26 protein-coding genes and 2 pseudogenes are annotated in these 25914 nt (G+C 66.0%); 13 read left to right on the top strand and 15 right to left on the bottom strand.

The window, feature by feature from the left end:
• A pseudogene (locus ACWUI7_RS06755) lies at positions 1–119 on the top strand (IS5/IS1182 family transposase); the annotation flags it as partial.
• 20 nt (positions 120–139) lie between these two features.
• On the opposite strand, the pseudogene ACWUI7_RS06750 reads toward ACWUI7_RS06755, so the two are convergent.
• The 4 genes and pseudogenes from ACWUI7_RS06750 to ACWUI7_RS06735 form a co-directional block, all read right to left on the bottom strand.
• Positions 140–1213: pseudogene (locus ACWUI7_RS06750) on the bottom strand (carbon starvation CstA family protein); the annotation flags it as partial.
• Between the two features lie 182 nt (positions 1214–1395).
• Positions 1396–2364 carry an ArsA family ATPase gene (locus ACWUI7_RS06745; protein ID WP_496641448.1) on the bottom strand — a complete coding sequence of 323 codons (969 nt, stop codon included), beginning with the start codon at positions 2362–2364 and terminating at the stop codon, positions 1396–1398.
• A complete protein-coding gene (locus ACWUI7_RS06740; RefSeq protein WP_496641447.1) occupies positions 2364–2660 on the bottom strand; it encodes a DUF7990 family protein in 297 nt (98 codons plus the stop codon). The genes ACWUI7_RS06745 and ACWUI7_RS06740 overlap by 1 nt, the downstream gene beginning before the upstream one ends.
• 90 nt (positions 2661–2750) lie before the next feature.
• Positions 2751–2951, bottom strand: a complete 201-nt coding sequence (locus ACWUI7_RS06735) for a hypothetical protein (protein WP_496641446.1) — start codon at positions 2949–2951, stop codon at positions 2751–2753.
• Positions 2952–3078: 127 nt separating this feature from the next.
• Between ACWUI7_RS06735 and ACWUI7_RS06730 the strand changes: the two genes are divergently transcribed.
• Positions 3079–4293, top strand: coding sequence for a CobW family GTP-binding protein (locus tag ACWUI7_RS06730; protein WP_496641445.1), 1215 nt, complete (start codon positions 3079–3081; stop codon positions 4291–4293).
• Positions 4294–4634: 341 nt separating this feature from the next.
• Here the strand turns inward: ACWUI7_RS06730 and ACWUI7_RS06725 are convergent, their stop codons facing one another.
• On the bottom strand, positions 4635–4961 hold the full coding sequence (locus tag ACWUI7_RS06725) for a hypothetical protein (protein ID WP_496641444.1): 327 nt from the start codon (positions 4959–4961) through the stop codon (positions 4635–4637).
• 60 nt (positions 4962–5021) lie between these two features.
• Here ACWUI7_RS06725 and ACWUI7_RS06720 point away from each other — a divergent pair, with 60 nt between their 5' ends.
• The 4 genes from ACWUI7_RS06720 to thrC all read left to right on the top strand — a co-directional run bounded on the left by ACWUI7_RS06720 (position 5022) and on the right by thrC (position 7767).
• Positions 5022–5237 (top strand): DUF8107 family protein, encoded by a 216-nt coding sequence (locus ACWUI7_RS06720; RefSeq protein WP_496641443.1) that lies wholly within the window; start codon positions 5022–5024, stop codon positions 5235–5237.
• A gap of 109 nt (positions 5238–5346) precedes the next feature.
• Positions 5347–6024 (top strand): uracil phosphoribosyltransferase, encoded by a 678-nt coding sequence (gene upp, locus ACWUI7_RS06715; protein ID WP_496641442.1) that lies wholly within the window; start codon positions 5347–5349, stop codon positions 6022–6024.
• A 90-nt stretch (positions 6025–6114) separates the two neighbouring features.
• Positions 6115–6330, top strand: coding sequence for a DUF7569 family protein (locus ACWUI7_RS06710; RefSeq protein WP_496641441.1), 216 nt, complete (start codon positions 6115–6117; stop codon positions 6328–6330).
• Between the two features lie 153 nt (positions 6331–6483).
• A complete protein-coding gene (gene thrC, locus ACWUI7_RS06705; protein WP_496641440.1) occupies positions 6484–7767 on the top strand; it encodes a threonine synthase in 1284 nt (427 codons plus the stop codon).
• 373 nt (positions 7768–8140) lie between these two features.
• Here the strand turns inward: thrC and ACWUI7_RS06700 are convergent, their stop codons facing one another.
• The 3 genes from ACWUI7_RS06700 to ACWUI7_RS06690 form a co-directional block, all read right to left on the bottom strand.
• Positions 8141–8935: an N-acyl homoserine lactonase family protein gene (locus ACWUI7_RS06700; protein WP_496641439.1), complete on the bottom strand. Its 795-nt coding sequence runs from the start codon at positions 8933–8935 to the stop codon at positions 8141–8143.
• 513 nt (positions 8936–9448) lie between these two features.
• Complete coding sequence (gene serA, locus ACWUI7_RS06695) at positions 9449–11053, bottom strand: phosphoglycerate dehydrogenase (RefSeq protein ID WP_496641438.1); 1605 nt, start codon at positions 11051–11053, stop codon at positions 9449–9451.
• A 289-nt stretch (positions 11054–11342) separates the two neighbouring features.
• Positions 11343–11645, bottom strand: a complete 303-nt coding sequence (locus ACWUI7_RS06690; RefSeq protein WP_496641437.1) for a hypothetical protein — start codon at positions 11643–11645, stop codon at positions 11343–11345.
• Between the two features lie 55 nt (positions 11646–11700).
• On the opposite strand from ACWUI7_RS06690, the gene ACWUI7_RS06685 reads away from it, so the two are divergent.
• The 3 genes from ACWUI7_RS06685 to ACWUI7_RS06675 all read left to right on the top strand — a co-directional run bounded on the left by ACWUI7_RS06685 (position 11701) and on the right by ACWUI7_RS06675 (position 13640).
• Positions 11701–12531: a tetratricopeptide repeat protein gene (locus tag ACWUI7_RS06685; RefSeq protein ID WP_496641436.1), complete on the top strand. Its 831-nt coding sequence runs from the start codon at positions 11701–11703 to the stop codon at positions 12529–12531.
• Complete coding sequence (locus ACWUI7_RS06680; RefSeq protein WP_496641435.1) at positions 12532–12831, top strand: DUF424 domain-containing protein; 300 nt, start codon at positions 12532–12534, stop codon at positions 12829–12831.
• Between the two features lie 107 nt (positions 12832–12938).
• Positions 12939–13640, top strand: a complete 702-nt coding sequence (locus ACWUI7_RS06675; protein ID WP_496641434.1) for a TMEM165/GDT1 family protein — start codon at positions 12939–12941, stop codon at positions 13638–13640.
• A 46-nt stretch (positions 13641–13686) separates the two neighbouring features.
• Here ACWUI7_RS06675 and ACWUI7_RS06670 read toward each other — a convergent pair whose 3' ends face one another.
• Positions 13687–14799, bottom strand: a complete 1113-nt coding sequence (locus ACWUI7_RS06670) for a pyridoxal-phosphate-dependent aminotransferase family protein (protein WP_496641433.1) — start codon at positions 14797–14799, stop codon at positions 13687–13689.
• A 302-nt stretch (positions 14800–15101) separates the two neighbouring features.
• Here ACWUI7_RS06670 and ACWUI7_RS06665 point away from each other — a divergent pair, with 302 nt between their 5' ends.
• Positions 15102–15386, top strand: a complete 285-nt coding sequence (locus ACWUI7_RS06665) for a hypothetical protein (RefSeq protein WP_496641432.1) — start codon at positions 15102–15104, stop codon at positions 15384–15386.
• A 451-nt stretch (positions 15387–15837) separates the two neighbouring features.
• Here the strand turns inward: ACWUI7_RS06665 and ACWUI7_RS06660 are convergent, their stop codons facing one another.
• From ACWUI7_RS06660 to ACWUI7_RS06645, 4 genes are read right to left on the bottom strand one after another with little or no spacing between them, the layout of a single operon-like run.
• The gene (locus tag ACWUI7_RS06660) at positions 15838–16095 is read right to left on the bottom strand and encodes a DUF7561 family protein (protein ID WP_496641431.1); all 258 of its coding nucleotides are present in this window, start codon (positions 16093–16095) and stop codon (positions 15838–15840) included.
• A gap of 23 nt (positions 16096–16118) precedes the next feature.
• A complete protein-coding gene (locus tag ACWUI7_RS06655) occupies positions 16119–17438 on the bottom strand; it encodes an ABC transporter ATP-binding protein (RefSeq protein WP_496641430.1) in 1320 nt (439 codons plus the stop codon).
• Entirely contained in the window at positions 17428–19215 is a 1788-nt protein-coding gene (locus tag ACWUI7_RS06650; protein ID WP_496641429.1) for an ABC transporter permease, read from the bottom strand. The genes ACWUI7_RS06655 and ACWUI7_RS06650 overlap by 11 nt, the downstream gene beginning before the upstream one ends.
• A gap of 10 nt (positions 19216–19225) precedes the next feature.
• Complete coding sequence (locus tag ACWUI7_RS06645) at positions 19226–20464, bottom strand: thiamine ABC transporter substrate-binding protein (protein WP_496641428.1); 1239 nt, start codon at positions 20462–20464, stop codon at positions 19226–19228.
• 760 nt (positions 20465–21224) lie between these two features.
• On the opposite strand from ACWUI7_RS06645, the gene hisA reads away from it, so the two are divergent.
• Positions 21225–21965, top strand: a complete 741-nt coding sequence (gene hisA / locus ACWUI7_RS06640; RefSeq protein ID WP_496641427.1) for a 1-(5-phosphoribosyl)-5-[(5-phosphoribosylamino)methylideneamino]imidazole-4-carboxamide isomerase — start codon at positions 21225–21227, stop codon at positions 21963–21965.
• Positions 21966–22012: 47 nt separating this feature from the next.
• Here the strand turns inward: hisA and ACWUI7_RS06635 are convergent, their stop codons facing one another.
• Positions 22013–22759 carry a universal stress protein gene (locus ACWUI7_RS06635; RefSeq protein WP_496641426.1) on the bottom strand — a complete coding sequence of 249 codons (747 nt, stop codon included), beginning with the start codon at positions 22757–22759 and terminating at the stop codon, positions 22013–22015.
• The gene (locus tag ACWUI7_RS06630; RefSeq protein ID WP_496641425.1) at positions 22756–24204 is read right to left on the bottom strand and encodes an APC family permease; all 1449 of its coding nucleotides are present in this window, start codon (positions 24202–24204) and stop codon (positions 22756–22758) included. The genes ACWUI7_RS06635 and ACWUI7_RS06630 overlap by 4 nt, the downstream gene beginning before the upstream one ends.
• 85 nt (positions 24205–24289) lie before the next feature.
• Here ACWUI7_RS06630 and hisB point away from each other — a divergent pair, with 85 nt between their 5' ends.
• Positions 24290–24886 (top strand): imidazoleglycerol-phosphate dehydratase HisB, encoded by a 597-nt coding sequence (hisB, locus tag ACWUI7_RS06625; protein WP_496641424.1) that lies wholly within the window; start codon positions 24290–24292, stop codon positions 24884–24886.
• Positions 24887–25006: 120 nt separating this feature from the next.
• A complete protein-coding gene (locus tag ACWUI7_RS06620; RefSeq protein WP_496641423.1) occupies positions 25007–25894 on the top strand; it encodes a YkgJ family cysteine cluster protein in 888 nt (295 codons plus the stop codon).
• The last annotated feature ends 20 nt before the right edge of the window (positions 25895–25914 follow it).

Here is a 25914-nt window from a genome sequence, read left to right as displayed (position 1 = left end):
CCCGAGGCCGCGTCCATGCACGAGCACAGGTGTTCCTCTCGCTGTGCCTTCGCCTCGTCGTCGCTATCACCAACTACGAACGCGGAGACAATCCGGGAAGCACGATCATCACGGTGTGAGAAGAGTTCTATGACACCCTCTTATTCAGTTGTTTTGCGGTCGTCCCTGAGGAGACGAGCGAGTGGAAGCCGCTTATCGTCCCGCAGGCGATGGTGATGAAAAGCAGCGGGAACAACGGGAAGAGGCCGACTGACTCCACCCCCCAGAAGCCGTTGAACAGGCCGATCGACGAATCGATGACGAGCGGCTGGGAGGCAGTTCCGAGCAGCGTGCCGGCGATGATAGCGAGGACGCCCCCGCCGACACCCGTGTACAACAGGAACGACGAGAGGTAATCACGCGGCTGGAGCAGCACCCACACCGGTAGGGCGCTGGCGATCGCGCCGTACACCATGATCACGGGCACCCACGCTGCGGTGTTCCCACCGAGTGCAGCGGCACCCGGGAACCACGAGCCCGCGTTCTCGAACAGCACGAACGTCCCTGCGGGGTGGCTGGCGTCGCCAGCCAGCTCGAAGATCGCGAACGGGTACTGGATGCCCAACCAGACGCCGGCGAAGACGCCGGCGACGAAGAGGACGGTGCCGGGGATGAACGGCCCGTTGAGCTGGTAGAGGTACACCCCGAACGCGAGCGCCAAGAGGACGTACACGAAGCTCGCGGTCGTCACTTGCGGGTACGCGTTAAACACGATCCCGACGACAAGGGCGAACACCGCGACGACGAGGATGATCGTGAGGAACGCGAACCACAACAGGAGGTTTTTCCCACGCTCGCCGACATACTGGCCGACGATGTACCCGATAGACCGCCCCTCGTGACGGATCGAACTCGACAGCGAGATGAAGTCGTGGACCGCCCCCATCAGCGGGTTGCCGATGGCGACCCACAACAACGCCGGGGCCCATCCCCAGATGGCGCCGGCCGTTATCGGACCGACGATTGGTGCCCCGCCTGCGATGCTCGAGAAGTGATGCCCCAGTAACACCGGCTTCTTCGCCGGAACGTACTCTTGACCGTCTTCGTACTTGTGTGCCGGCGTCTCGCGGTCATCGTCGAGGTCGACGAACCGCGAGAGGTACCGCGAGTACCCCACGTACCCCACGGAGAACGTTGCCAGCACGGCGGCCACGATCCAAATGATGCTCGTCATAGGCTCTCGTAAAATGGATCCTCGAAGGGGCTGTTAAATATTACCATCATCCGTGATGGATCTGCCGCACACACCCGTTGGAGACCGGCGTGACAATTAATTTTGTAATATTATTTGTTGATTCAACAGCAGCCTTATGAAATTTTCAACAGTGTCGATATCGAGCGCTCGCGCGCGATTCACTACTCGGCTGCAGGCGCGGGGTCGACGTCGAGTGCGGCAGCGACCTCCGCGAGGAGGTCGCCGCGTACCTCGCGTGTCCGGGACTCGATAGTCGCGACGAGTGGCGGGGTAAACATCGACTTGACCTGCTCTAAGCGGTCGCGCTCGGTCTCAACGCGCTCACGGAGGTACCGGGCGCCGCGGCCGTCTTCGTCGTCGTCCGGCGACGGGGTGAGCTTGTTCGCCACGAGCCCGCGGACAGCGAGGTCTCGCTCGTGGAACGCCTCGATCGCGCGACCCGTCTCATTCACCGACAGCTGATCCGGGTTCAACACGAGAAAGAAGGCGGCGTCATTCCGCAGTGTCTCGCCGGCGTACTCGAAAAACTCTTTGCGCTCTTCGAGTCTGGCCACCACCGGGTCCCCGTCCATCACGCGTCGCGGCTCCATATCGCCGACGGCCGCCTTCTCGAAGAGGTCGATCGACTGTCGCCGTTTGTACAACAGCCGGTCGATCCAGTCACCGAGGAACTCCGGTAGCCCGAGCAGCCGGAGCGTCGACCCCGTCGGCGCGGTGTCGAAGACGACCCGGTCGTACGGCTCGCTCTCCTCGCGCATCACCCCGACGAAGGCGTCGAAGAGCGCGGCCTCGTACGCGCCCGGCGTCCCGTGTGACATCTCGAGCTGGCGGTTGATCTCGTTCACCATCGCCGCTGACACCTGTTCTGAGAGCCCCTCGCGGATCGAATCGAGGTGCCGTTGGACCTCGTCGTCGGGGTCGATCTCCATTGCGTCGAGCCCGTCGGCCCCCTCGACAGACGCCGGCTCATCGCCGAACGATTGGTCGAAGACGTCTGAGACCGAGTGGGCCGGATCCGTCGAGACGACGAGCGTTGAGAGCCCAGCGGTCGCACACTTGTACCCGTACGCACACGACACGGTGGTCTTCCCCACCCCGCCTTTACCGCCGAAAAAGACGAACGGTTCCATCAGAAGTGGTACTGTTGACCCTTGCGTTCGATGAGCGACTCGCGATCCCACAGCCGGCGTTCCCACGCCTCGAACTCGTTCTCGAGGTACGGTAACAGCTCGGCGGTGTAATACGAGACGGGCGATGGGATGCCGAACGCATCCGGGAAGCACGCCAGCATGAACGCGTCTTCGGCGTCTTCGGCTTCCTTTTCGATCTTCTCGTAGGCCGGGTGGGTGATCATTCCGTGGTACAGCCCGCGGAGCCACTCTTCGAGCACCGTCCGGAACGTTTCGATCCGGGCTGCGAGTGTCATGGTCGACGATGACCGCCGAATCACCCTAAAGCTGTTGTGGTCATCCCCGTCGACGACGCGCAGTCGTGTGGTCGTCTCGTGGGCCTCGATTCACGCGGTGTTGCCGTCGGTCAGCTCCGGGTCGCGGTCCTCGGCGGTGTCGTCGTCCAGTTCCGGTGTCTCGCCCGTGTCTGGGCTGGCCGCGTGGGTGCCGTCGCCCATCGAGAGCCAGACGAGGTACAACATCGCGGCGACCATCGCGGCCGTCGCCACCAGCCCGACGATCCCGACGACGAAGACGAGTCCAAACATGGCCGCCCATCGGCGTGGCCGCGGTATCAACGTATCGGCTTTCGACCGCGGGGCGCCCGCCGCGGTGCTGTGTCCGTGTGTCGCCGACGTCGGGGCGTTCAAGAGGCTCGATGTCGACGGCCCGCACATGAGCGATCGGATCCCGGTGACGGTGCTCTCAGGTAGTCTCGGGGCGGGCAAGACCACCCTGTTGAATCACCTCCTCAGTGCCGCCGGGGACCGTGACATCGCGGTGCTCGTCAACGACATGGGCGACGTGAACGTTGACGCAGAACTGATTGCGGAGGGTTCCGAGGTCGATGTCGCTGGCGTCACGGAGCTCTCGAACGGCTGTATCTGCTGTGAGCTCCAAGACGACCTCGAGACGGCCGTCGTTCGACTCGCGCGCGACCGGTCATTCGACGCGCTCGTCGTCGAGTCGTCTGGCATCTCCGAGCCGGCCCCGGTCGCCAGACTGTTTACCACCGAGTCGCGGGTCGCCGACCGGTACCGCGTCGACGCGCTCGTGACCGTACTCGACACCCGTCGGTTCCTCGACGCCTTTGCTGACGCAGATGTGCCGGCACGCCGCGGCACCGACGCGGACGGTCGACCGCTCTCTGATCTCCTCGTCGAACAGGTCGAAGTGTCGAACGTCGTCCTGTTGAACAAACGTGACCTGTGTACCGATGCGGAGCTCGACCGTGCCACCGACCTCGTCGCGGCGCTTCAGCCCGATGCGACGACTATTCCGACGTCGTTCTCTGCGGTCGATCCCGACTGTCTGATCGGGATCGACGCGTTCGACGCGAGCGAGCTCGCGACACTCCCCGGATGGAAACGGGCGCTCGCAGACGCGGACCACGACGAGCACGGGACGGAAGACCACGCGCACCGCCACCCGGACGAGGTGTACGGTGTTTCCTCGTTCACGTATCGGCGTCGCCGGCCGTTTCACCCCGAGCGACTCGCCGAGACACTCCGATCGCTGCCGGCCGCCGTCGTCCGGTCGAAGGGCACACTCTGGGTTGCGGGGAGCGACCAGCGCCAACAGGTTGGCCAGGCAGGCCGCTCGGTGCGGGTGACCGCACAGGGACCGTGGATCGCGAGCCGGCCGCCGGTCGAACGCGATATGCTTCGGTCGAATCGCCCCGAGTTATCGTGGCACGACGAGCACGGCGACCGCGAGACCGCCTACGTCGTCATCGGGACCGACCTCGAGGCGGACCCGATCGTCGAACAGCTAAACGCGGCGTTGGTCACCGACGAGGAGTGGGCGCGTGTGCGAGCCGGCGGTGAGCTTCCCGGGGTTGACTCGTTCCCGGCGGCCCCCGGCGATGAGGTGGTGCTCCGAGAGCCGTAGCGTCCGTCGTGTTCCCGCCGTCGCGTTCGAACTGTGCGGTCGATGCGGAAGCCGATTGTAGCTGTCTGTGGTGGCTGTGTGATGAACACGACTGCACGACCTCTAGGCAGTAATTACCGCCACACCCTCCCCAGCTGATTCCATACGTGTGTGGTGGTTGTATGCTCGAGACGACTGCGCGACACACGGGCGCAGTTTCGGCCACACCCTCCCCAGCCGATTCGCATCGGTGCCTGTGGCACCTCGCTCATCCCTCGCACGCGCTCGCGAGCACGCCTCCGGCGGCCCACGAGGCGCGCGCCACCGCAGGTAGATGTGTGGGTGGGTCACACACGGGCGAGTCACATGAGTGGAAGTGTGATCCCAACGAGGACGGCACCGAATCCCATCGCGGCGTAGAGCAGCCGCTCGAAACGCGGGCCTGGCGGGAGCGGACCGGCGTCAAGCGCCGGGGCGCGATGGACGAACTGGGCGTACGCGATGAAGGTCATGACGAGGAACGCACCGGCCGACCAGGCGAGTGATGCACCGGTCGAGATACCGTACGCCTGGCCGTAGATGGGACCGATCGAGAACGCGAGCATAAATCCGAGGCCGACGCTCACCCCGAACGGTACGGGATCGATCGGCTCGCCGCGATGGTTCCTGAGGTGGAGGACCGAGTGCACGAGGACGTGTTGGACGTCCTCGCACAAAGAGCTAAGTGCTGGACCGCTCGGATAGTGGATATGGCCGACGAGCCAAAGGGACTCGCGGAGGGGTTCGAAGAGTCGTCCGGCGACCCGCGGGTGGTGCTCGCGATGAACGCCGTCCTCTCGCTGTTGTTCGGGTGGACCGTCGTCTGGGGCCTCGACCGGCTCGAGGTGCTGACTGCGAGCCGAGGGACCATCGCCGCCGCGACCCTCGTCGTCTTTTTTGTGACGTACCTCCTCGTGCTGCGGTGAATTGGAGGCCAGTCAACCGGAGCGCGGTGTGCCATCCGGTCTCGATGGCGTCCCGGGTCGGCGGCCGCTGGTGACAAGCTTTTATGAGTGTCGCGTCGACGCATCGACAATGGCCATCGAAGACCGGGACAACGCGTATCTCATCACGCACGCACTAGCGAAAGACACCCTCTCGCGGCTCCGCGACGTCGAGACCGAACAAGTCGCCTTCCGAAAGGGCCTGGTGAAACTCGGACGCGTCTGTGGCTACGAGATCATCGACGGCGCGATGGAGACGGAGTACGTTCCGGTCGAAACGCCGCTCGCGGAGACGACCGGCGAACGGGTGAAAGGCGTCGATGACGTCGTGATCATCAACGTCCTCCGGGCGGCGACGCCGTTCGTCGAGGGGCTGTTGAAGGCGTTTCCTCGAGCGAAACAGGGGATCATCTCGGCTGGTCGCGATGAGGCCGCCGGCATGAATGCGGACGGTGAGTTCCCCATCACGATCGACTACGTGAAATTACCGGCGATTCGCGAGACCGACACCGTGATCGTCGCTGACCCGATGCTTGCGACCGGCTCGACGATGTGTGCGGTGCTTGAGCACATCCTCGCCGAGGCGACCGAGTTCGAGGACCTGTTTGTGCTTTCGGCGGTCTCCGCACCTGATGGGCTCGTACGCGTCGGCGACGCGTTCCCCGACGCCGACCTCCTCACCGTCGCCATCGACGATCGTCTCGACGACGACGGCTACATCGTGCCCGGGCTCGGTGACGCCGGCGACCGCGCGTTCCGGACGACGTGAGTGCGCGTTCTAGAGGACGCGGGGACCGCGCGGAGATCGGCGCGGACGGCCGCCGCAGGTATTTAAGAGCTCGCGCCACGACCCACTCGTATGAGCGACGCGCCGACGACCGACCCCTGTGACGGGTGTGGGGAGCCCACGACCGACGCGCTCGCCAGGACCGTCCGACTCAGTGTCGACCGCGCGAACATCGACACCCAGCGGCTCTGTCCAGAGTGCTTTGCGACGTGGATTCAGCGATACCAGACCGAGATGGGCGGTGGGACGGACCGCGAGACGACCGATTCGGAGATCATCATCGACTGAGGCGGGCCCGATCGTCGTGACCGTGTCGGCCGCGGCTGGGTCAGGTGCGACTGCAGTAGGTGCGACCCTGGCGCCCACGGCCGTGTTGTCGGCACCCGGCAACGCGGGACGCCACCGGCCGGCTTAAGACGCGCCAGTGCACACTACACCACAATGAGCCTCGCCATGGACGCCGCGCCCGACGCCGTCCCCGCCTGTGCGGACGACGGGACGTGGCTCGCTTGCATCGAGTGCGGCGAGACGTTCGCCCCGTTCGAGGACGTTCGGTACACCTGTGACCACTGTGACGGCCTGCTCGAGGTGCGATACGCCGAGCTGCCGACATTCGACGACTTCGGCGCCGGCGCCTCGACAGATGGCCCCGATCGCGGTGTGTGGCGCTACCGAGAGGCGCTGCCGTTTGACCTCGGAGTGACGCTTCCAGAGGGTGACACGCCGCTACACCGCGTGCCGCGTATTGAAGAGATCGTCGGCGTCGACGGGCTTCGGATCAAACATGAGGGGATGAACCCCTCGGGGTCGTTCAAAGACCGCGGCATGACTGTGGGCGTTCGTGTCGCCCAAGAGCTGGACGTCGACGCGCTCGCGTGTGCGTCCACCGGCAACACCAGCGCGGCGCTCGCCACCTATGGTGGCCGCGCGGGGATGCCTACGCTCGTGCTCCTCCCGCAGGGAAAAGTTGCCGCTGGCAAGATCGCTCAGGCCAGTCTTCACGGCGCACGCATCCTCGAGGTCGACGGCAACTTCGATGACTGTCTCGACATCGTCCAAGAGCTCGCCGCCCGCGGCGTGGTGTACCTGCTCAACTCGCTCAACCCGTTCCGGCTGGAGGGACAGAAGACGATTGGTTTCGAGATCCTAGAGCAGTGTTACGCCGACTACGGACGGTTCCCGGACCGAATCGTCCTCCCGGTCGGCAACGCTGGGAACACCTCTGCGATCTATAAGGGATTCCGCGAGCTCGTCCAGTCGGGCGCACTCGATGTCGCGGACGTCCCCAAGCTCACCGGCGTCCAGGCCGAGGGCGCCGCTCCGATGGTCGAGGCGGTGACCGAAGGCAACGACGAGATCAGCCGGTGGGAACACGTCGAGACGCGTGCGACCGCCATCCGGATCGGCAACCCGGTCAACGCGCCGAAGGCCCTTCCCGGCGTGCACAACACCGGCGGCACCGCGGTCGCCGTCAGCGATAACGAGATTACGGCCGCACAGGCGCACCTCGCGACCGAGGGTGTGGGCGTCGAGCCCGCCTCTGCTGCGAGCCTTGCCGGACTGAAGAAGCTCCGCCGGCAGGGTCGCGTTGACGAAGACGAACTCGTCGTGTGTCTCACGACCGGTCACTTGTTGAAGGACCCGGAAGCCGCCTACAAAGCTGGTGGCGACCCCGAGCCGGTCCCGAACGACGCCGATGCGATCCTCGAACAGATCAGCGATTGAGACGGTGACTGTTGGACGCGCACAGAGTCGGTCTGTGAGCGGGTGACGAGTACGACCGCGCGACACCCGGGTGCAGTTTCGGCCACCCCTCCCCAGCCGATTCTGTACGTCTGCTAGTAGCTGTGTGCTTGTAGCTGCGTGCTTGTAGCTGCGTGATCAACAGGATTCTGCGACACCCGGGCGCAGTTTCGGCCACGCCCTCCCCAGCCGATTCGCATCGGTGCCTGCGGCACCTCGCTCATCCCTCGCACGCGCTCGCGGGCACGCTACCGCGACCCGCGAGGCGCGCGCCACCGCACGTGATCGGTGCTGCCGGTCGGTCGCGCCGACGGCCTAGCAGCCGCGGGCGGTGGGTCGGGAGGGTTCGACTCCGTCACGGCGATCGCGCTTCGGCGAGCCCACCGCGGTCGTGGCCGAACACCACGGTTGCGTCGTGCTGTCGCTCGATCTCACGGAGGTGGTGGCGGCTCGCGCGCCACTCTGTTTTCCCCCAGATGAAGTCCCCACCCGGTGGTACGCCCGCCTCGTAGTTTTCTGGAAGGGCGGCCTGGTCGCCGGTAAAAAGTAGCGTCTCCGTCTCAAGATGAAGCACGCTTCCAGTCATTCCGGGAGTGTGCCCCGGCAAGCGGACGAACTCAAGGTCGGCGAAGTGCGTCTCGCGGTCTCGGGTGAGCGGCACCCAGTTTACATCGTGGTCGAAATCGGCCCGGAGGTACCCGCCGTCGCCAGCACCAGCGACTGCGTCGTAGTACGCGAACTGGAGCTCTCGCTCGTGGACGTACACCGGGGTGTCTGTCCCCGCGAACCACTCGAGCCCGCCGGCGTGGTCGACGTGGAGATGACTCTGAAACACCGCGTCGATGTCGTCGATCCCAAAGCCGGCAGCCGCGAGGTCGTCGTCAAGCCGGTGGTCGGCCGCATCGTGCGGATAGAACGCCTCACAGAGGTCGTCCGGCCAGTGGCCCGCCGCGGCCGCATGGTGAACGCCCGTGTCCCAGAGGATCGTCGCCGCGGGATGCTCGATCACGAAGGCATAGACCGGGAGCTCCGCGTACTCGAGATCGGGGTTCTGGTCACCGTGTGTCGCGCGGGTGTGGCCCTCAAGCAGCGAGTTTCTGTCACACAACAGTCCGCCCCGATCGATGACGTGAACCTCGGCGTCGACCATCGTTCTTGAACGGGGTAGTGTCGGATTAATGATTTGGGTCGACTCAAACCGTCACGACCGGCCGATCCACTCGAAACAGAGGGGTTACCAGCTGTGACAGGAGCCGAGACGAGGTGCAGTCAAACGATCAAACCACCAGACGAGAGTGCGACCACTGGAGTGATATTGTCGGATATAGACGACACAGTGATCTGTTTCGTCTCGAGATCAGTGCCACCGCACACCCACGACGACCCGACGGACAACTGCGGTGGCGCGCGCCTCGTGGACCGCGATAGCGTGTCCACGAGCGCGTGCGAGGGATGAGCGAGGTGCCGCAGGCACCGATGCGAATCGGCTGGGGAGGGCGTGGCCGAAACTGCGCCCGGGTGTCGCGGAGTCGTGTTGTTTATTTTTCGTTATCGACCTATGGAATCGGTTGGAAGAGACGAAGGCGCACACAATGTGACGCAATCACGTAGCCCGGTTGTTCACACACGCTCACCCACCAGACGACAGCGTCCAGATTCGGTCTCAGGCCTCGTCTCGCGTGTTCGCGTCGTCGAGCGTGATCTCGGTCACCTCGACGATTCGGTCGTCGTTGAGTAGCGTCTTGACGGCCGCCTCGGAGATAGCTTGGTCGAGATTGTACACGGTGAGCGCCTCGCCACCCTGCGTCTCGCGGGCGTTGAACATCCCGGCGATGTTGACGTCGTGTTCGCCCAACACGGTCCCGATGAAGCCGATCACACCTGGCTCGTCGGTGTTTCGCGCAACGAGCGTGTGACCGTACGGGACGGCGTCGACACGGAACCCATCGATACGGACGATCCGCGGGTCGTCGCCCGCGAACAACGTCCCCTCAACCGCGAGCGACTCGTCACCGTTGTGGACCGTCACCCGCACGAGACTCTGGAAGTCCTCGGTCTGTCGCGTCTTCGACTCGGTCACCTCGATGCCGCGCTCGTCGGCGAGCCGCGGCGCGTTCACCGCGTTCACCTGCCACTCGAGCGGCTCGAAGACGCCTTTCAGCGCCGATGCGGTGACGAGTTCGACGTCCTCGGCGGCGATGTCGCCTTCGTAGGTCGTCTCCACGCTCGTGATCCGTCCGTCGAGCAGCTGTGCAGCCACCCGGCCGGCAGTCTCGGCGACGTCGATGTACGGCTCGATTCGCGGGAACGCGGTCTCATCGACCGAGGGCGCGTTGAGTGCAGTGAGCACCGGCTCCTCTGCGAACGCCGAGCACACCGCCTCGGCGGTGTCGACGGCGACGTTCTCCTGAGCCGCCTCCGTCGACGCGCCGAGGTGTGGCGTGACGACAACGTCCTCGACGTCGAGCAGCGGCGAGTCGGCCGGCAGGGGTTCTTCGGCGAACGAGTCGAGTGCGGCGCCGGCCACGACGCCATCGTCGACGGCGGCCGCGAGCGCGTCCTCGTCGATGATCCCGCCGCGTGCGCAGTTGATCAGGTAGCCTCCCTCGAGCTGTGCGAGCTCGTCGGCACCGATCATGCCCTCGGTCTCGGGCAACAGAGGGGTGTGGACGGTCGCCACGTCGGCACGAGCGAGCGTCTCGTGGAGGTCGTCGACCAACTCGGCACCGAACTGCTCGGCGCGCTCGGGGGAGATGTACGGGTCGTAGACGACGAGGTCCATCCCGAGCGAGTCGAGGCGCTTTGCGACCTCCTGGCCGACGCGGCCAAGCCCGACGATGCCGAGCGTCTTGTTGTTGAGCTCGGTGCCGAGGAACGCCCCCTTCGCCCACTCGCCGTTCTTCAGTCGAGTGTGCGCCTGTGGGATCGACCGCGCAACGGCGAACGTCATCGCAACCGTATGCTCTGCGGCCGCCCGGACGTTCCCTTCGGGGGCGTTGGCGACGATCACGCCGTGGTCGGTCGCGGCCTCGATGTCGATGTTGTCGACGCCGATGCCGGCTCGCCCGACGATGACGAGGTCCGGTGCTGCCTCGAACACTGCCTCGGTCACCTCGGTACCGGAGCGAACAATAAGCGCGTTGGCGTCGGCGACCGCGTCCAGCAGTGCGTCCCCCTCGACCTCGTAGTCCGCCTCGACCGTGTGCCCGGCGTCCGCGAGCCGGTTGAGGCCCGCGTCGGCTATCGGGTCCGTGACGAGTACTTTCATGCCCGTATCGACCGGCGGCGCGAGGTTAACGCTTTCCTCATCGCAGCGTTTTGCCGCCCACGTGCACTCGTCGGATTCCTTCCGCGTTCTGACGCACGCACCGCCGTGATAGCCGATCAAAACTGTCTGTTCGTCCACTGATATCGGGCCGATGTCGACACCCCTCGTCGTCTTCTGACCGGCGCAGTCGTCTGCGCTCTCGACCGGCACAATCGGCTGCGCTCTCAATCGACGCCATGCGAACTACCTCGCGGCGCAACGACGACCGGTGACGTCGGGGGGTCGTCGCTCAGGCGCTCGTCTCGTTCTGTGGGGTCGCGTTCGGGGTGGACTCGTTCGACGGTCCCTGGGTCGTGTTCGTCTCGCCCGGTGCTGGCGCGGTCAGCGTCGGCGTCGGCACGCCGGCCTGCGCTGTCACTGCGCGCGCACCGCCTCGATCGTCTTCGACGACGAAGTCGGCGAGGGCAGGGGTGACCGGCCCCCCGATCTCGCCGCGGCGGCACTGCCGTGGAGGGTTCTTCAGATGCCATTCGCGCGTCGACCCAGCGGCGTCTCCATCATAAAATCCGGGGCTGTGTTCTGGTCCGTACAACAGGGACTAGCTAGCCGACGTAACCCTTACCCCCCGTGGCCGCCAGAAACGGGATATGACTGACGAGCGGGACGCAGACCGCCACGAGTTCTCGACCGGCCAAGGGGTCGACGTCGACTACGAGGAGTTCACGCTTGACCCGGAAGCGTTAGACGCCGACCCGACGACCGTCGACCCCGTCGACTCACACGCGCTCACGGACCTGCTCGACCGCCGAAACGTCGAGAACGACGCCGTCGACGTCGAGCGGCTGGTCGACGTCGGGCTCTCGTATATGCAAATCAACCGCTTCGAGGAGGCGACGGAGACGTTCGAACGAGCCGCCCGTTTCGCCGACGAGGAGTCACTCGACGCCCAGGAGGCATGGGTGAACAAGGGCGCTGCTCACGCCGAGCTAGAGGAGTACGACGAGGCAATCGGCGCCTATCGCGAGGCGCTCTACGTCGACGACGACTCCGAGCACGCCGCCACGGCTGAAACGAACCTCGCGTACGCGCTCTGGGAGTCGGGGCAGGGCGAGCAGGCGCTCGAGCACGCAGAACGCGCCGTGGAGATTGACCCTCGGTTCGCGCAAGCGTGGTACAACCGCGGATTCCTCCTCGTCGAGCGCGGACTTGCCGAGGACGCTGTCTCCTGTTTCGACAACGCGATCCGACTCGGCTACCGCGAGGCCGGTGTGCTCGAAGAGAAGGCCCGCGCGCTGGAGGAGGCGGGCGAACACGAGCAGGCTGAGACGGTTGCCGACCGCGCCGAGGAGCTCCGTCGCGAGACCGAAGCAGAGCTGGTCGACGAACACGCCGGCCAGGGTGCTAGTGGTCGTGCCCCCGAGCAGCGTGACCGCGAGCCAGCACGCGAGCTCCAGGGTGAGGGACCGGAGGGGTTCTAGATGCTCCTCCGTGAGCGCGAGACGCCGGAGGGAACGCTCGTCTCGGTGTGTGATGCCGAGTGTCTTGGCGAGACGTACGAGAACGATACCGCCCAGATCACCGTCGAGGAGTCGTTTTACGGCGGGCCTGAGGCAACCGAGGCGGACTCAGCGGCCGTCGTCGACGCGCTTCACCGGGCACAGGTTGGCAACATCGTCGGCACCGAGGCGGTCGACGTCGCGATAGACGCCGGCATCGTCGACGAGGCTGCTGTCTTAGAGTTCGACGGGACACGACATGCTCAGCTTCTCTGGCTGTGACGTGATTTGATACACAAACACTTTTGTTTAGACCAGTCTAATTCCATCGTGAGTATGTCTGTCTTGCCGTCGTACCGTTCGACCCAGCCGACCGGGTCCCGCTTGCGATGACCGAACCGACCTGGCTGACCGTTCTGTTCATCGCCGCCGGCGCCCAGCTTGCCGTCCTCCCGGGCGAGAAGGTACAGCTGCTGATCGCCGGGCTCTCGGCGCGGTACCGTCCGGTTGTTGTGGTGAGCGCAGCCGCGGCGGCGTTCGCCGGCTGGACAGCACTCGAGGTCGTGTTCGGCCGTGCACTCACCCGTGTCCTCCCGGGGATCTACCTCGACACGCTGACGGCCGCGCTGTTTCTCCTCTTCGCGTACTTGCTGGTCAAGAGCGCGCCCGCCCCCGATGCCGGGGATCCGACGCGGGCGGACGCGCCAGAGACCGACGGCGGTGACCTCGATGTACGCGTGCCGCTCGTGGGGTGGCGCGTCCCGAACAAGTTCGGCGGCTTCCTCCCGATATTCGCGATGATGGCGTTCGGTGAGTTCGGCGACAAAACGCAGCTGATCACGATCTCTCTTGCCACCCAATACAGCGCGTTTCCGACGGCCATCTGGGCCGGCGAGATGCTCGCCATCGTTCCGGTGAGTGCGGCGAACGCGTACATCTTTCACCGCTTTGCACACCGACTCGATATGCGGAAAGCACACTTTGTGGGCGCGGCACTGTTCGCTTTCTTCGCGTTCGACTTCGGTCTTGGTGTCGTAACCGGCGTCTCGCTATGGGAGACCGGTACCGACGCGTTACTCGGGCTGGCGTGAGTGACACACCGCGCTGCCGTGTTCTTCGTCTCGTGAGGACCGACCGTCAGAGCCCGGCGACGTCTTCTATCGCGTCGGTGAGCGCTTGGACGCTCTCAACGGTGTGCTCGCCCATGTGGCCGATTCGGAACGTTTGCTCGCCGATATCGCCGTAGCCGTTCGAAAAGACCATGTCGTACTCTGTGGAGACGGTCTCTATTGTCTCGGCCACGTCGATACCGTGGGTGTTCTCGATACACGTCACGGTGCGTGATTCGTATCCCTCCTCGGCGAAGGTATCGAAGTGCTCATGGGCCCACTCGCGGGTGTACTCGGCCATCTCTCGGTGGCGTTCGTCGCGGGCCGCGTGGGTCTCCTCGAGCATGTGTTTCATTTGCTTGCGGTACGCCAACAACAACGGAATTGCGGGCGTCGAGTGGGTCTGGCCCTTCCGGTCGTAGTAGTCGAGACATCGCCGGAAGCCGCCGTACCACGAGGAGGTCTCTACCTCGGCTTCGCGCTCGTAGGCCGCGTCGCTGACGACACACACGGCGAGTCCAGGTGGCATCGCGAACGCCTTCTGGACCGAGGTGAAGATGGCGTCGATGTTGTGTGCCTCGATGTCGACGTAGTCGCCGCCGAGCGCGGAGATTGCGTCGACGACGAAGTACGTGTCCGGGTACTCTGCGACGACGTCGCCAATCTCCTCGATTGGGTTGCGGACCCCGGTCGAGGTCTCGTTCATCACGACCGTGACCGCGTCGTACCCGCCGTCAGCGGTCCCGAGTGCCTCGCGTACGTCTTCCGGCTTGACCGCCTCACCCCACGGGTACTCGATGCGGTCGACAGTTTTGCCGAGTCGTTCGGCGACGTTCGCCTGTCGCTCGCTGAAGGCGCCGCTCGTCGGACACAACATCCCGCCATCGTCGACGAGGTTGAGTGTCGTCGCCTCCCAGAACTCCGTCCCGGAGGCGGTGAGCACGATCACGTCGTTGTCGGTGCCGAGGAACTCCTTCGTGTCCTCGACGACGGTCGTGTACAGGTCCGTCATGCGATCCATCCGGTGGCCGAATATCGGCTGGGCCATCTCCTCGATGACGTCTGATCGCACCTCGGTCGGCCCCGGAAGGTACAGCGTCTTGTCGGTGTAGTCGTCTCGGTATTCGCGTTTCTTCGTCACTGGCGTCACCCGATACCGTACACCGGGTCGGGAGCCCGTATGGTCCTTTTGATGCGCCCGCGTCGTGAGGGTGGCGTGTCGCTGTCGTGAGCGTGGAGCAGCCACACCGTGTTCTCTCGTGCCGCCGCTGTTCGAGACCATATCTCCCCACGAGCTGATATGCTGCACACGCGTTACCATGGTACTCGTTACACGCTTAGGTCGGCAGATATAGCGCGATTTAACGCGTGAGGTGTGCTATCTCGCCTCTCTACATATACGAAATATGAAAGCTTATATCTGCCCGCACACTCCGCTAGTGTATGCGACGTTTCACCGCTACACAGCCGACGCGCTCGCTCGCTCCGCTTCCTGCACCCCCCTCGGCCGCTAGCTCGCTCGCGACCCTGCTCGCGTCGTTCTCGCTCGTCGTCCTCGCACTCGGGGCACTCGCGTACCCGACCGTCGCCGTCTCGGCACTCGCGGGGGCGGCAATCGTCGTCGTCTGGCGGCCGCTCACCGACCGACTCTCCTCGGCGCTCGCGACGTGGCGGCACGCACCAGTCGACAGCGTGACGTTCGGTCGTCGCCGTCGCTACCGAAACTAACTCGCGTGACAACGCCGACCACGCGATGAATATGACCGCGTGACATCCGGACGCCAATTAGCCACTTCCTCCCCAGCCGATTCTATACGTGTATGAGGATAGGTCTATGACGAACCTGACCGCGTGATATCCGGACACCAATTACCGCCACACCCTCCCCAGCCGATTCCATACGACTGTGGCAGTACCAGCGTGAACAACACGACCGCGCGACACCCGGACGCCAATTAGGCACACCCTCCCCAACCGATTCTATACGACTGTGGCAGTACCAGCGCGAACAACACGACCGCGCGACACCCGGACGCCAATTAGCCACACCCTCCCCAGCCGATTCGCGTCGGTGCCTGCGGCACCTCGCTCATCCCTCGCACGCGCTCGCGAGCCCGCCTCCGGCGTGTTCACGAGGCGCGCGCCACCGCCGTCACCGCCGTCGCCACCACCACCGCCGTCACCGCCAGTGCCAGAACGCGGTGTTCGTCGACTCGACGGGGTCGGTCCGCTTCTGTAAGGCGGCGACGTCTTCTGCGGTCGGCTCCGTGTCCTCGGGCAGCGATTCAACACACTCAAAACACAAAAAGAACTCCGAGCCGTCGACGAGCTCGAGTGTCATCCCCTGTGTCGACTCGAACGCGAAGTTCCACAGGTCACCGATACCGCCCGCGATCCGGACGGATCGCTCACATACGTCACACGACTCTGTGGCCATGCATTCTTCTCGGTCCGACTGGATTAAGACGTGTCGGCCCCGTCCGAAGCCGCATGCTCGACGACGTGGGCATCGCGCGGGTCGAATCCGACGGTGACCGACCCCGCAAGCGGCTCGTCGGCCGAGAGCACCAGCGGCTGATCGTTCCAGGTGAGGTGCACGCGGGTCGTCTCCCCGAGGAACTCCGCGCCCTCGACCTCGGCTCGAACGCCATTGTGTGCCCGGCCAACTCGCAGGTGTTGTGGGCGGACACAAAAGACGACTCGGTCACCAGGACGTGGCGCGGTCGGCCACCCGGCACTGTGGGTGTCAGTAGCCGTCTCCGCCCCGTCGTTGGAAGCGCGATCAGCTGATCCCGCTCCGAGAGCGACCTGGAGTGTCGCGTCGTGGACGTCTACCGGTACGACCCGCCGCTCGTTGCCAGTGTCTTCGGCTGCCGAGGTGACACCCTCTGTCGCGACGACGCCCTCGAACACGTTGTTGTCGCCGACGAACTCGGCGACGAACCGCGAGGCCGGTCGCCGGTACACCGTCCGCGGCGGGGCGACCTGCACGACAGACCCGTCGCGCATGACTGCGACCCGGTCGGAGACAGAAAGCGCCTCCTCTTGATCGTGGGTGACGTACACTGTCGTGATTCCAAGCGAGCGCTGGATCGACCGCACTTGGAGCCGGAGCCGCTCACGGAGCCGCGCGTCAAGCGCACTCATCGGCTCGTCGAGCAACAAGACGTCTGGACCCGGCGCGAGCGCGCGGGCGATTGCGACCCGCTGTCGTTGGCCCCCGGAGAGACTCTCGGGGTCGCGGTCGCTCGTCTCCGGTAAGTCGACGAGTTCCAGCAGCGTGTCGATTCGCTCCTCGCGGCTCACCCCGCCGGGCGGGGCCGAAAACCGGAGGCCGTACCCGACGTTCTCGCCCACGGTCAGGTGCGGAAACAGCGCGTAGTTTTGAAACACGACGCCGACGTCGCGCGCCTCCGGAGGCACCCCGGAGACGTCACTGCCGCCGAATCGCACAGAGCCCTCAGTAGGCGCCTCGAAGCCGGCAACGAGACGCAGTGTCGTCGTCTTCCCGCAGCCGGATGGCCCGACGACGGTGAAGAACTCACCCTCACGGATCGCGAGATCCACGTCGTCGACCGCAGCCGTCTCGCCGTACCGCTTTGTTACCCCGTCGAACTCGACGGCGGTCGGCGCGTTCGGGCCCGGACGGTCGAGCTCCTCACCGGTCGCCGTATCACCCGCGTTTCCGGGCGGGTACGGAGATTCGTCGCGGTCGTCGAGCGCCTCGCGGTCGTCGTGCGCCTCACGGTCGTCTCGCGCGCCCGACTCGTCAGTAGTCACGCACCTCACCCCCGAGTCGCTCTATCACGAGGAAGCTGACGGCAGTCACAAGCAAGAGGACGACGCCCATCGCGGTCGCCGGTCCGAGCCGCCGGCCGATGAATCGTTCGATCGCAACCGGCATCGTGTAGGCATCCGCCCCTGTCGCGAGCACGACCGTCGCGGTGAACTCGCCCATCGAGATAGCGACCGCGAACGCCGCGCCTGCGACTACGCCCGGCCACACGAGCGGGAGCTCGATATCGAAGAGGGCGCGCGCCCGCGACGCCCCGAGCGCCCGCGCTGACTCGACCAGCGACGCGTCAAGCGATGCCAACCCGGGCGCTACCGTTCGCACCACGAACGGGTAGCCGGCTACCGCGTGGGCGGCGACGATCGCCGCCGACCCGGCGACGGCGATCCGCCACCCGGCCACCTCGACCCCGAAGACGAGTCCGCGGAGGAGCCCGAGTCCGACTAAGATTCCCGACACGGCGAACGGCGCCATCGCGACCGCGCCGACGAGTGACCGCCCCCGAGACGCGCGGGTCGTGATCACGGCGACGACGACGCCCATCGGAAGTGCGACCAGCGCGGACGCCCCAGCGAACAGCACCGAGTTGCGAACCGCGGGCCAGGGCCGGACTTGGAAGGCTGCGCCCGTCTGCTGGCGCGTCAGCAGGAATCGGTAGTGGTCAAGCGTGAGCGATCCGTCGGCGGTCGTGACGCTCGCGAGCAGCATCGAGACGATCGGCGCGAGAAAGACCACCGCGGCGATCCCTGCGTAGGTGATGATTCCCGCCCGCTCGAACAACGCCCGCGGCGTCCATGCGTCCGGCCACAGCGACTTCCGCGGAAGTGGGCGGACGCGGCGAGCCGCGACCGCGGTTGCCGCCTCGTACCGAAGATACGCAAACAGCACGCCGAGTGCGATGGTAAGCTCGACGATCGCAAGCGCGGCGGCCTCCGCGTACTGGAGGTCGCGCGCCAGCCGGTAGACGAACACTTCGACGGTCGCTAGCTCGAACCCGCCGAGCGCCAACACGATCGGGAACGTGCCGAAGGTGAAGACGAACGTGAGCGCCGCACTTGTTAACACTGCCGGATACAACTGCGGGGCAACGACGTCGATGAACGCTCGCAGCGGTCCCGCGCCGAGGCTTCGGGCGGTCTCGACCGCGCTCGCGTCGACCGACTCCCAGGCCGCGGTCGTCACCCGCGCGACGAGTGGTGCGTTGTAGAAGGCGTGGGCAATCAGGATCGCCTCGAGGGTGAACATGAGCTCGACCCGCGGCATACCGACCGCGGAGAGGACTGCGTTTAGCGTGCCGTTTCGGCCGAAGGTGGCGACGAACCCCACCGCGACCATGATTGACGGGAGCACGAACGGCAGGATCGTCACGGAACGGAGCGTCCGCCGACCGGGGAACTCGAAGCGCGCGAGGATGTACGCGGCAGGGAGCCCGAGCGCAACGCTGACGATCGTCGAGAGTACGGCCTGGTAGGCGGTGAAGCCGACGATCCCGAGCCGCCGGTCCGGTGCGGCTAACGCGCGGGCGACCGCGACCGGTCCCTCACCGGTGAACAGCCGGGCGACCTCGCCGAGGTAAAACGGGTCACGAAGGAGCTCGACGAAGACGGCGAGCGTGACGACGCCATCGACGACGACCGCCTCGACGAGGACCGTCCCCACCGGATAGTAGAAGACGACGACGAGGACCGCGATGGTCACGGCCGTGAGCGCGGCGAGTGCTCGTCGCTCCACGTGGTCACAAAGCCGATGCGGGGTGTCTCTCACGGCGACCCGCTCAGTTGCCGGCGACCTGCCGCTCCCAGTCGGTTATCCACGCATCGAGGCTCCCCTGGAGTTCGTCGTACCCGAACGTGACTGGGGTGGCCGGCTCCTGTGCGAGCGATGCGTAGTCGTCGGGCAGCTCTGCGGTCGTCGTCGCCGGAAACGCGACGTTTCGTTTCGCGATCTCGCCTTGGACGGCGGGCTCGAGCAGGAACGACATGAACTCGCGGGCGAGCGTGGGCTCGTCGGCGTCGGCGAACACCGCCATTCCCTCTGGAGTCGCGTACGCCTCGTCGTTCAAAAACCGGATCTGATGTCGCTCGAGGTCTTCGCCCGCGTCGGCCGCGAACACCTGGTCGGTGGAGTACGAGACCACCATGGGTGCCTCGCCGTTCGACCATGCGGTGTATGCGTCCTCCCACGACCCCAGCACCCGCACGTCGTTCGCCTGAAGGTCGGCCCAGTAGTCGAGGTAGTCGTAGTTGGGGTCGCCGTCTGTGCCCTCGATCGTCTCGTCGCCACCGCCGCCGTACCCGCCATCGTCGTCGCCGTCTCCCTCCCCGAATCGATGGATCGTGTGGAGGAAAAACGACCGGCCAGTCGAGGAGCTCCCTGGGTTTTGTGCGATGAGTGCCCCCTGATGTTCGTCGTCGAGCAGCCCCTCGAACGTCTCTGGGGCGGTCGTCTCGGTGCCGTCGTAGACGAGACTCACGTAGCCGGTATCGAACGGCACCGCCCGGTCAAACGGGTCGAACCGGAGGCCGTCTCGGATCGCGTCTGTTTCGTCGACCTCGCCGGCTTCGGCGAAGAGGTCGGCATCAAGTTCGCTGTCGGCCCGAACGAGGTCCTCGGTGGTGAGCCCCACGTAGAGGTCGGCGTCGATAGACGCGCCTGAGGCGGCGCGCTCGAGGTAGTAGTTCAACTCGTTGTCGGGGGTCGCCCATTCGACCGTGGCGTCGACGCGCGATTCGAACGTCCCTTTCAGCCACGCGCCCGGACTCACCGATGGCGCGTCGACGAACGCGCCGTAGGTCGCTACGGTCAGCGTGGGTTGTTCGTCGCCCGTGTCCTCGGTCGTGTTCGCCCCGCCGGCATCGTCGGTCTCGTCCGACTCGTCGCCCGCGCCCCCATTTGCCCCCTCGTCGACCCGCTCTGCGCTACAGCCGGCGAGTCCGGCGAGACCGGTTGCGCCCGAGAGCGCGAGGAATCGTCGCCTGCTGTGTCGTCGCGCGGGCGTCGTGGCGTCGTCCATCACTGGGTTGTTGTACCGGGTAGTTACATAAGCGATCCGTGTCTTCTCGAGACCCGACCGACAGCGGAGGCGTGGGGTGGTCCTCAACCCGCCGTGAGGTCGTCCGTGCCATCCGCTCGATACATCATTTGTACGCCTATCAGGTGGCGCGCGCCTTGCGGACCGCGGTAGCGTGTCCGCGAGCGCGTGCGAGGGATGAGCGAGGTGGTGCGAGGAGGAGCCGAAGGCGACGACCCGCAGTCACCGATGCGAATCGGCTGGGGAGGGCGTGGCAGTAATTGGTGCCTGGGTGTCACGAGTCGTCTCAGCCACAGGTATCACTCTCCGACACACGGACACCACTGTTAGCCACATCCTCTCCAATATGTGTGTGACGACGGCTCTGTGACGAATACGACCGCCCGACCTCTGGACACTTCTTTCAGCCACATCCTCCCCAATCTGTGTGTGACGGCGGCTCTGTGACGAATACGACCGCCCGACCCCCGGACACTTCTTTCAGCCACATCCTCCCCAGCCGATTCGCTCGGTCGCTTCGCTTCCTCGCTCATCCCTCGCACGCGCTCGCGAGCCCGCCTCCGGCGTGCTCACGAGGCGCGCGCCACGGCGGATTCGTTGGCGTGCTCACGAGGCGCGCGCCACGGCGGATTCGTTGGCGTGCTCACGAGACGTGCGCTACGGTGGATTGTGCGGAATCGGATACGTCTGTCTCGTCTCCCGAACCGACCGGTTTAATCGGTCGCCGGGCCACGCTTGCTGTATGACTGTCTTCCCGCGCTTCGAGGTAATTCCCGCGGTCGACGTCCAAGACGGTGCCGTCGTCCAGCTCGTCGGCGGCGAACGCGACACCGGGACCGTCTACGGCGACCCAATCGAGGCGGCCACCGACTGGGTCGACGTAGGTGCCGATACGCTCCACCTCGTCGACCTCGACGGCGCCTTCGAGGGTGAGCGCGCCAACGCCGACGCCATCGAGGCGGTCGTCGCGGCAACCGACGAGACCGTCGAGGTCCAACTCGGTGGCGGCATCCGCACGGCCGCAGACGCCCGTGCCCTCCTCGATGCCGGAGTCGACCGCGTTATCCTCGGGACCGCAGCCGTCGACGACCCGTCTATCGTCACGGCGCTAGACGACACGCATCCCGGCAGCGTCGTGGTGAGTCTCGACGCGAAAGACGGCGAGGTGGTCGTCGCCGGCTGGACCGAATCGACCGGGCTCGACCCGGCCACAGCCGCCGCACGCTACGCGTCACTCGGCGCGGGAGCGATCCTCTTCACCAACGTCGACGTCGAAGGGCAACTCGAGGGAGTCGACACCGACGCGGTTGACGCCGTGGCCTCGGCGGTCGACATCCCCGTGATCGCCTCCGGCGGAGTCGCCACGGTCGAGGACGTGCTCGCGCTCCAACGGGCCGGTGCAGCCGCTGTCGTCGTCGGGACCGCGCTCTACGAGGATCGGTTTACCCTCCGCGAAGCGCAGGCGGCGGTCGACGCTGCCTGATCGTCTCATCACGCCGCTGGCGCTCACGGCCCGACGTCGCACACCACTCACGTCTCGGGACGCGGCCGTTGAACGACGAGCACCGGACCCTGAAACTGCTCGGCGACGCGGTCAGCGGGCATCCCGAAGACGACCGTCGCTACCGACGGGTTCGTCTCGCCCATCACCACGACGTCGTGGTCGGCCGCCTGTCGGGCGATCGCCGCCACCGGTTCGTCCGTCTCCTCGATGACCGTCTCGATCGCGTCCGGTTCGACGCCGCGATCGACGAGCGCTCGCTCGGTCTCGGTCACCACTCCTCGTGCTTCGGCCATCGGTTCGTCTGCGTCTCGCCCGTGGAACACCGTGACGTCTGTCCCACGGTCGGCGAACAGCCCGGCGACGAGCGCGGTGTTTCGGTCGAGCCCGACGAGTCCTCGGACGGTGAGGAGGACGTTCTCGACGCGAGGGACCGCATTCGGCACGAGGACCGCGAGACAGTCGTGTTCGTAGATGATCCGATCGACCGTCGTTGCCGCTTCGTGAGTGAACACCAGTCGCGTCTCGACGGTCGCACCGGCGTCGGTGAGGGCCTCTGCGAGCCCTTCGAGTGTCGCCATCGCGGGCTCGCCGAGTTGTTCACGAGCCTGCTCTGTGGCCGTCTGTTCGGGAATCTCGTGGTACCCCAACAACACGACGTGGGCGTTTGCGAGTAGCGCTGCAGTTCCGCTCGGGAGCGACGCCTCGCCATGGACGTCGATCGGAACGAGGATCGTCGGTTCGGAGTGTGCCGGCGGTTCGGGGGTCGCGGTCACGCGCGCTCGCCCTCCAAGTCGACGTCAGTGGCATACGTACGATACCAGCCGTAGGCGGCGACCATCACGGCTGTACCAACGGCGATCGACGCGGGTTGCATGAATCCGATGAGCCCGAAGCTGGCGAGTGCGCCGCTGCCGGCGACCGCGGTACCGGCTGGACACCGGAATGACGGGTCGTACCATCCCGGCTGCTCGCGACGGAACTGAATCAGCGCAACGCAGGTGAGCCCGTACATCACGAGGTGAAGCACGGAGGCTACCTCGGCGAGCAGCCCCACCCGCCCGGTTGCGGTGAGTGCGACGATCGGAACGCCAGCGAGCCCGAGTGCGACGTGTGGGGTTCCGTACCGGAAGTTGATCCGGCTTGCAGCCTCGGGAATGAGCCCGTCGCGGCTCACGGCGTACACCATTCGAGAGCCGCTGAGGATCGAGGCGTTGGCACTAGAGAGCGTTGCGAGCAGCCCGGCGACCACAATCGCGATCGCACCGGGCAGCCCGATGAACGCCCGGGCGACCTCTACCATCGCGGTCTCGCCGAACGTGCCGAGCCGGGCGCTCCCAAACGCGCTGGTCGCGACGAAGATCGCGACGACGTAGAGCCCGCCGACGGTCACCACCGACCCGACCATCGCGAGTGGAAGGGTTCGCTCGGGTGACTCAACGTCTCCGGCGACCGTCGCGATCTGTGCGAACCCGAGATACGAGGTGAAGACGAACGCGGCCGTCTGCACCACCGCGAGCGCGCCGCCCGGCGGGAAGAACCGCTCCGGCGTCGTCTCCGTGCCGAACACGCCGAGCGCGTCGAGACTCCCGTACGTCAAAAACAGCAGCAAGATCCCCACGAGCAGGACCACGATCGCGTTCTGTAACGTTGCCGTGTTCTCCGTCCCAAAGAGACTGAGCGCCGTGAGCACGACCCCGAACGCAACGCCCAACGGGACCGCCGGCTGTACCGAGAGCGAGACGCCGAGCTCTACGAGCACCTGTCCGGCGTAGCTGCCGAGCCCTACGAGATAGAACGCGGACGCGAAGACGAGCCCGAGCCAGAGTCCGAGTCCCACCACTGCGCCGGCGCCGGTGCCGAGCGCCCGCGAGACGTAGACGTATCCGCCGCCACTGTGTGGCATCGCGGTCGCGAGCTCCGCGGTCGGTAGCGCGACGAGCAACGCGACGCCGGCGCCGATCGCGAACGAGAGCGACGCCGCGGGACCGGCCCGCGCGGCGGCAAATCCCGGGAACACAAAGATCCCCGCACCGACCATCGTCCCGACGCCGATGGCGAGCGCGCCGACGAGGCCGATCGTGCGCTCGAGTTCGCCCTCCCCGGTGTCGGCGTCGACCGCAGCCTGTGACGCCGGGAGATCGGCCCCGTGGTCGACGCCGCCGGGCGACCCCGTCGCCTCAAGCGTCCGCGAGGGGTCCGACGGCTCTGAGGGATCCATTCAGGCTGAAGTGACGACAGATGGACATATATAGCCACCGACGAAGGCCCACAACGGCCTTAACGCCGCCCGCCGACGGTCGAGTATGAGCGATCACGACCGACGCACGGCCGTCTCGCGGGAGACGTCGGAGACGACAATCGAACTCACACTCGATATCGACGGTGACGGCGACAGTGAGATCGACACCGGAATCGGGTTCTTCGACCACATGCTGACGTCTTTCGCGAAGCACGGCCTCTTCGATCTCACCGTTCGATGTGATGGAGACACTCACATCGACGACCACCACACGGTAGAAGACGTGGCCATCTGCCTCGGCGAGGCGTTCGCGGAGGCGCTCGGCGACAAGCGCGGGATTCGACGATACGCCGACCGACGAGTCCCGCTTGATGAGGCGGTCGCAAGCGTCGTTGTCGACGTCGCTGGCCGGCCGTACTACGCGTTCGAGGGCACGTTCTCACAGGAGTCAGTCGGCGAGTTCACCAGCGTGATGGCCGACCATTTCGCGCTGTCGCTCGCGTCTAACGCCGGGCTCACCCTCCACGCAGCGATCGAGTGCGGCGACAACGCCCACCACGAGGTCGAAGCGTTGTTCAAGGCGCTTGCACGGGCCCTCGATGACGCAACCCGGCTTGACGAGCGCCGCAGCGACACGCCGAGCACGAAGGGCGCGCTTTGAGCTACCCACGAGACGCCCCACAGGCGAAGCAGTCTTCTCACACCGACGAAGCGGACGTATCACATCGACAATCGTGACACCAATTTATCACGATAGCGCGACACGGATCACCCGATCAGTATGAACCTCCGCTGTGCGGGGTGTGCCGGGTGTTGTGTCGACTGGCGGCCCCTCGATCCGGTGGCCGCCGGCACCGACCGCACCGGCGACCGCCACCCGCTCGACGACGACTACGACTTGGTGCCGCTCACTCGCGACGAGGTCGCCGCATTTCTTGCCGACGGACTCGCTGACGTCCTCAGACCGCGGCTGTTCACCCCGGCACCGGCCGACGACCGCGTCGCGATCGATGGGATTGACGTCGCCGCCGTCGACGACCGGCCAGTGTTCGCGGTCGGGCTCCGCAAGCCACCGAAGCCGGTAGCACCGGTCGGCACCGACGCGATCCGCTGGCTCGACGCCTGCGTCTTTCTCGATCCGACCACGCTTCAGTGTCGGATCCACGACACCGACCGCTACCCGCGTGCCTGTAGAACGTACCCGGCTCACTCGCTCGAACTCGAGGCCGGGACCGAGTGTGAACGCGTCGAGGCCGCCGGCGGAGGCGACCGGCTGCTCGATGACACCCCGCCCGCCGACACCCCGCCGCTCCCGTTCGGCTCGCACGCGGCCGGTGCAACCGTCTTCGCGTACCCCGCCCCCGAAGATCTTGCGGGTGCCGTCGGCCGTCTCCGGGCTGGCACCGAGACGGCCGCCGACCGCGCTCGATTCATCGGGGCGGCCGTCGGCTCTCGCCCCGGCTCGCTCGCGGTCAATCGTGACCGGGCTGCCGACGCGCGCGAGACGGCTCAGACGGCCGACTCCTGGGCCGGGCGGGCGATCCGCGCGTGGCGTGATCGAGCGGGTGCGGACGGCGACCCGGTTGCCGTCGGCTGCGACGACCGCGACCCGCTGGTCCGGCGACTGGAGGACGACGCGGGAGCGCCCGGAACGCCCGGGTGGGACTGAGACGACCACTCCAGAATCTG

The organism is Halorubrum orientale (assembly GCF_059623105.1).
The sequence above is the reverse complement of the archived record's forward strand: the minus strand, read 5'-3'. Positions and strand labels throughout refer to the sequence as shown.

Coding starts and splice junctions, on each gene's coding strand:
- ACWUI7_RS06745 (WP_496641448.1), bottom strand. CDS start 2,364: ATGGAACCGTTCGTCTTTTTCGGCGGTAAAGGCGGGGTGGGGAAGACC.
- ACWUI7_RS06740 (WP_496641447.1), bottom strand. CDS start 2,660: ATGACACTCGCAGCCCGGATCGAAACGTTCCGGACGGTGCTCGAAGAG.
- ACWUI7_RS06735 (WP_496641446.1), bottom strand. CDS start 2,951: ATGTTTGGACTCGTCTTCGTCGTCGGGATCGTCGGGCTGGTGGCGACG.
- ACWUI7_RS06730 (WP_496641445.1), top strand. CDS start 3,079: ATGAGCGATCGGATCCCGGTGACGGTGCTCTCAGGTAGTCTCGGGGCG.
- ACWUI7_RS06720 (WP_496641443.1), top strand. CDS start 5,022: ATGGCCGACGAGCCAAAGGGACTCGCGGAGGGGTTCGAAGAGTCGTCC.
- upp (WP_496641442.1), top strand. CDS start 5,347: ATGGCCATCGAAGACCGGGACAACGCGTATCTCATCACGCACGCACTA.
- ACWUI7_RS06710 (WP_496641441.1), top strand. CDS start 6,115: ATGAGCGACGCGCCGACGACCGACCCCTGTGACGGGTGTGGGGAGCCC.
- thrC (WP_496641440.1), top strand. CDS start 6,484: ATGAGCCTCGCCATGGACGCCGCGCCCGACGCCGTCCCCGCCTGTGCG.
- ACWUI7_RS06700 (WP_496641439.1), bottom strand. CDS start 8,935: ATGGTCGACGCCGAGGTTCACGTCATCGATCGGGGCGGACTGTTGTGT.
- serA (WP_496641438.1), bottom strand. CDS start 11,053: ATGAAAGTACTCGTCACGGACCCGATAGCCGACGCGGGCCTCAACCGG.
- ACWUI7_RS06685 (WP_496641436.1), top strand. CDS start 11,701: ATGACTGACGAGCGGGACGCAGACCGCCACGAGTTCTCGACCGGCCAA.
- ACWUI7_RS06680 (WP_496641435.1), top strand. CDS start 12,532: ATGCTCCTCCGTGAGCGCGAGACGCCGGAGGGAACGCTCGTCTCGGTG.
- ACWUI7_RS06675 (WP_496641434.1), top strand. CDS start 12,939: ATGACCGAACCGACCTGGCTGACCGTTCTGTTCATCGCCGCCGGCGCC.
- ACWUI7_RS06665 (WP_496641432.1), top strand. CDS start 15,102: ATGCGACGTTTCACCGCTACACAGCCGACGCGCTCGCTCGCTCCGCTT.
- ACWUI7_RS06660 (WP_496641431.1), bottom strand. CDS start 16,095: ATGGCCACAGAGTCGTGTGACGTATGTGAGCGATCCGTCCGGATCGCG.
- ACWUI7_RS06645 (WP_496641428.1), bottom strand. CDS start 20,464: ATGGACGACGCCACGACGCCCGCGCGACGACACAGCAGGCGACGATTC.
- hisA (WP_496641427.1), top strand. CDS start 21,225: ATGACTGTCTTCCCGCGCTTCGAGGTAATTCCCGCGGTCGACGTCCAA.
- ACWUI7_RS06630 (WP_496641425.1), bottom strand. CDS start 24,204: ATGGATCCCTCAGAGCCGTCGGACCCCTCGCGGACGCTTGAGGCGACG.
- hisB (WP_496641424.1), top strand. CDS start 24,290: ATGAGCGATCACGACCGACGCACGGCCGTCTCGCGGGAGACGTCGGAG.
- ACWUI7_RS06620 (WP_496641423.1), top strand. CDS start 25,007: ATGAACCTCCGCTGTGCGGGGTGTGCCGGGTGTTGTGTCGACTGGCGG.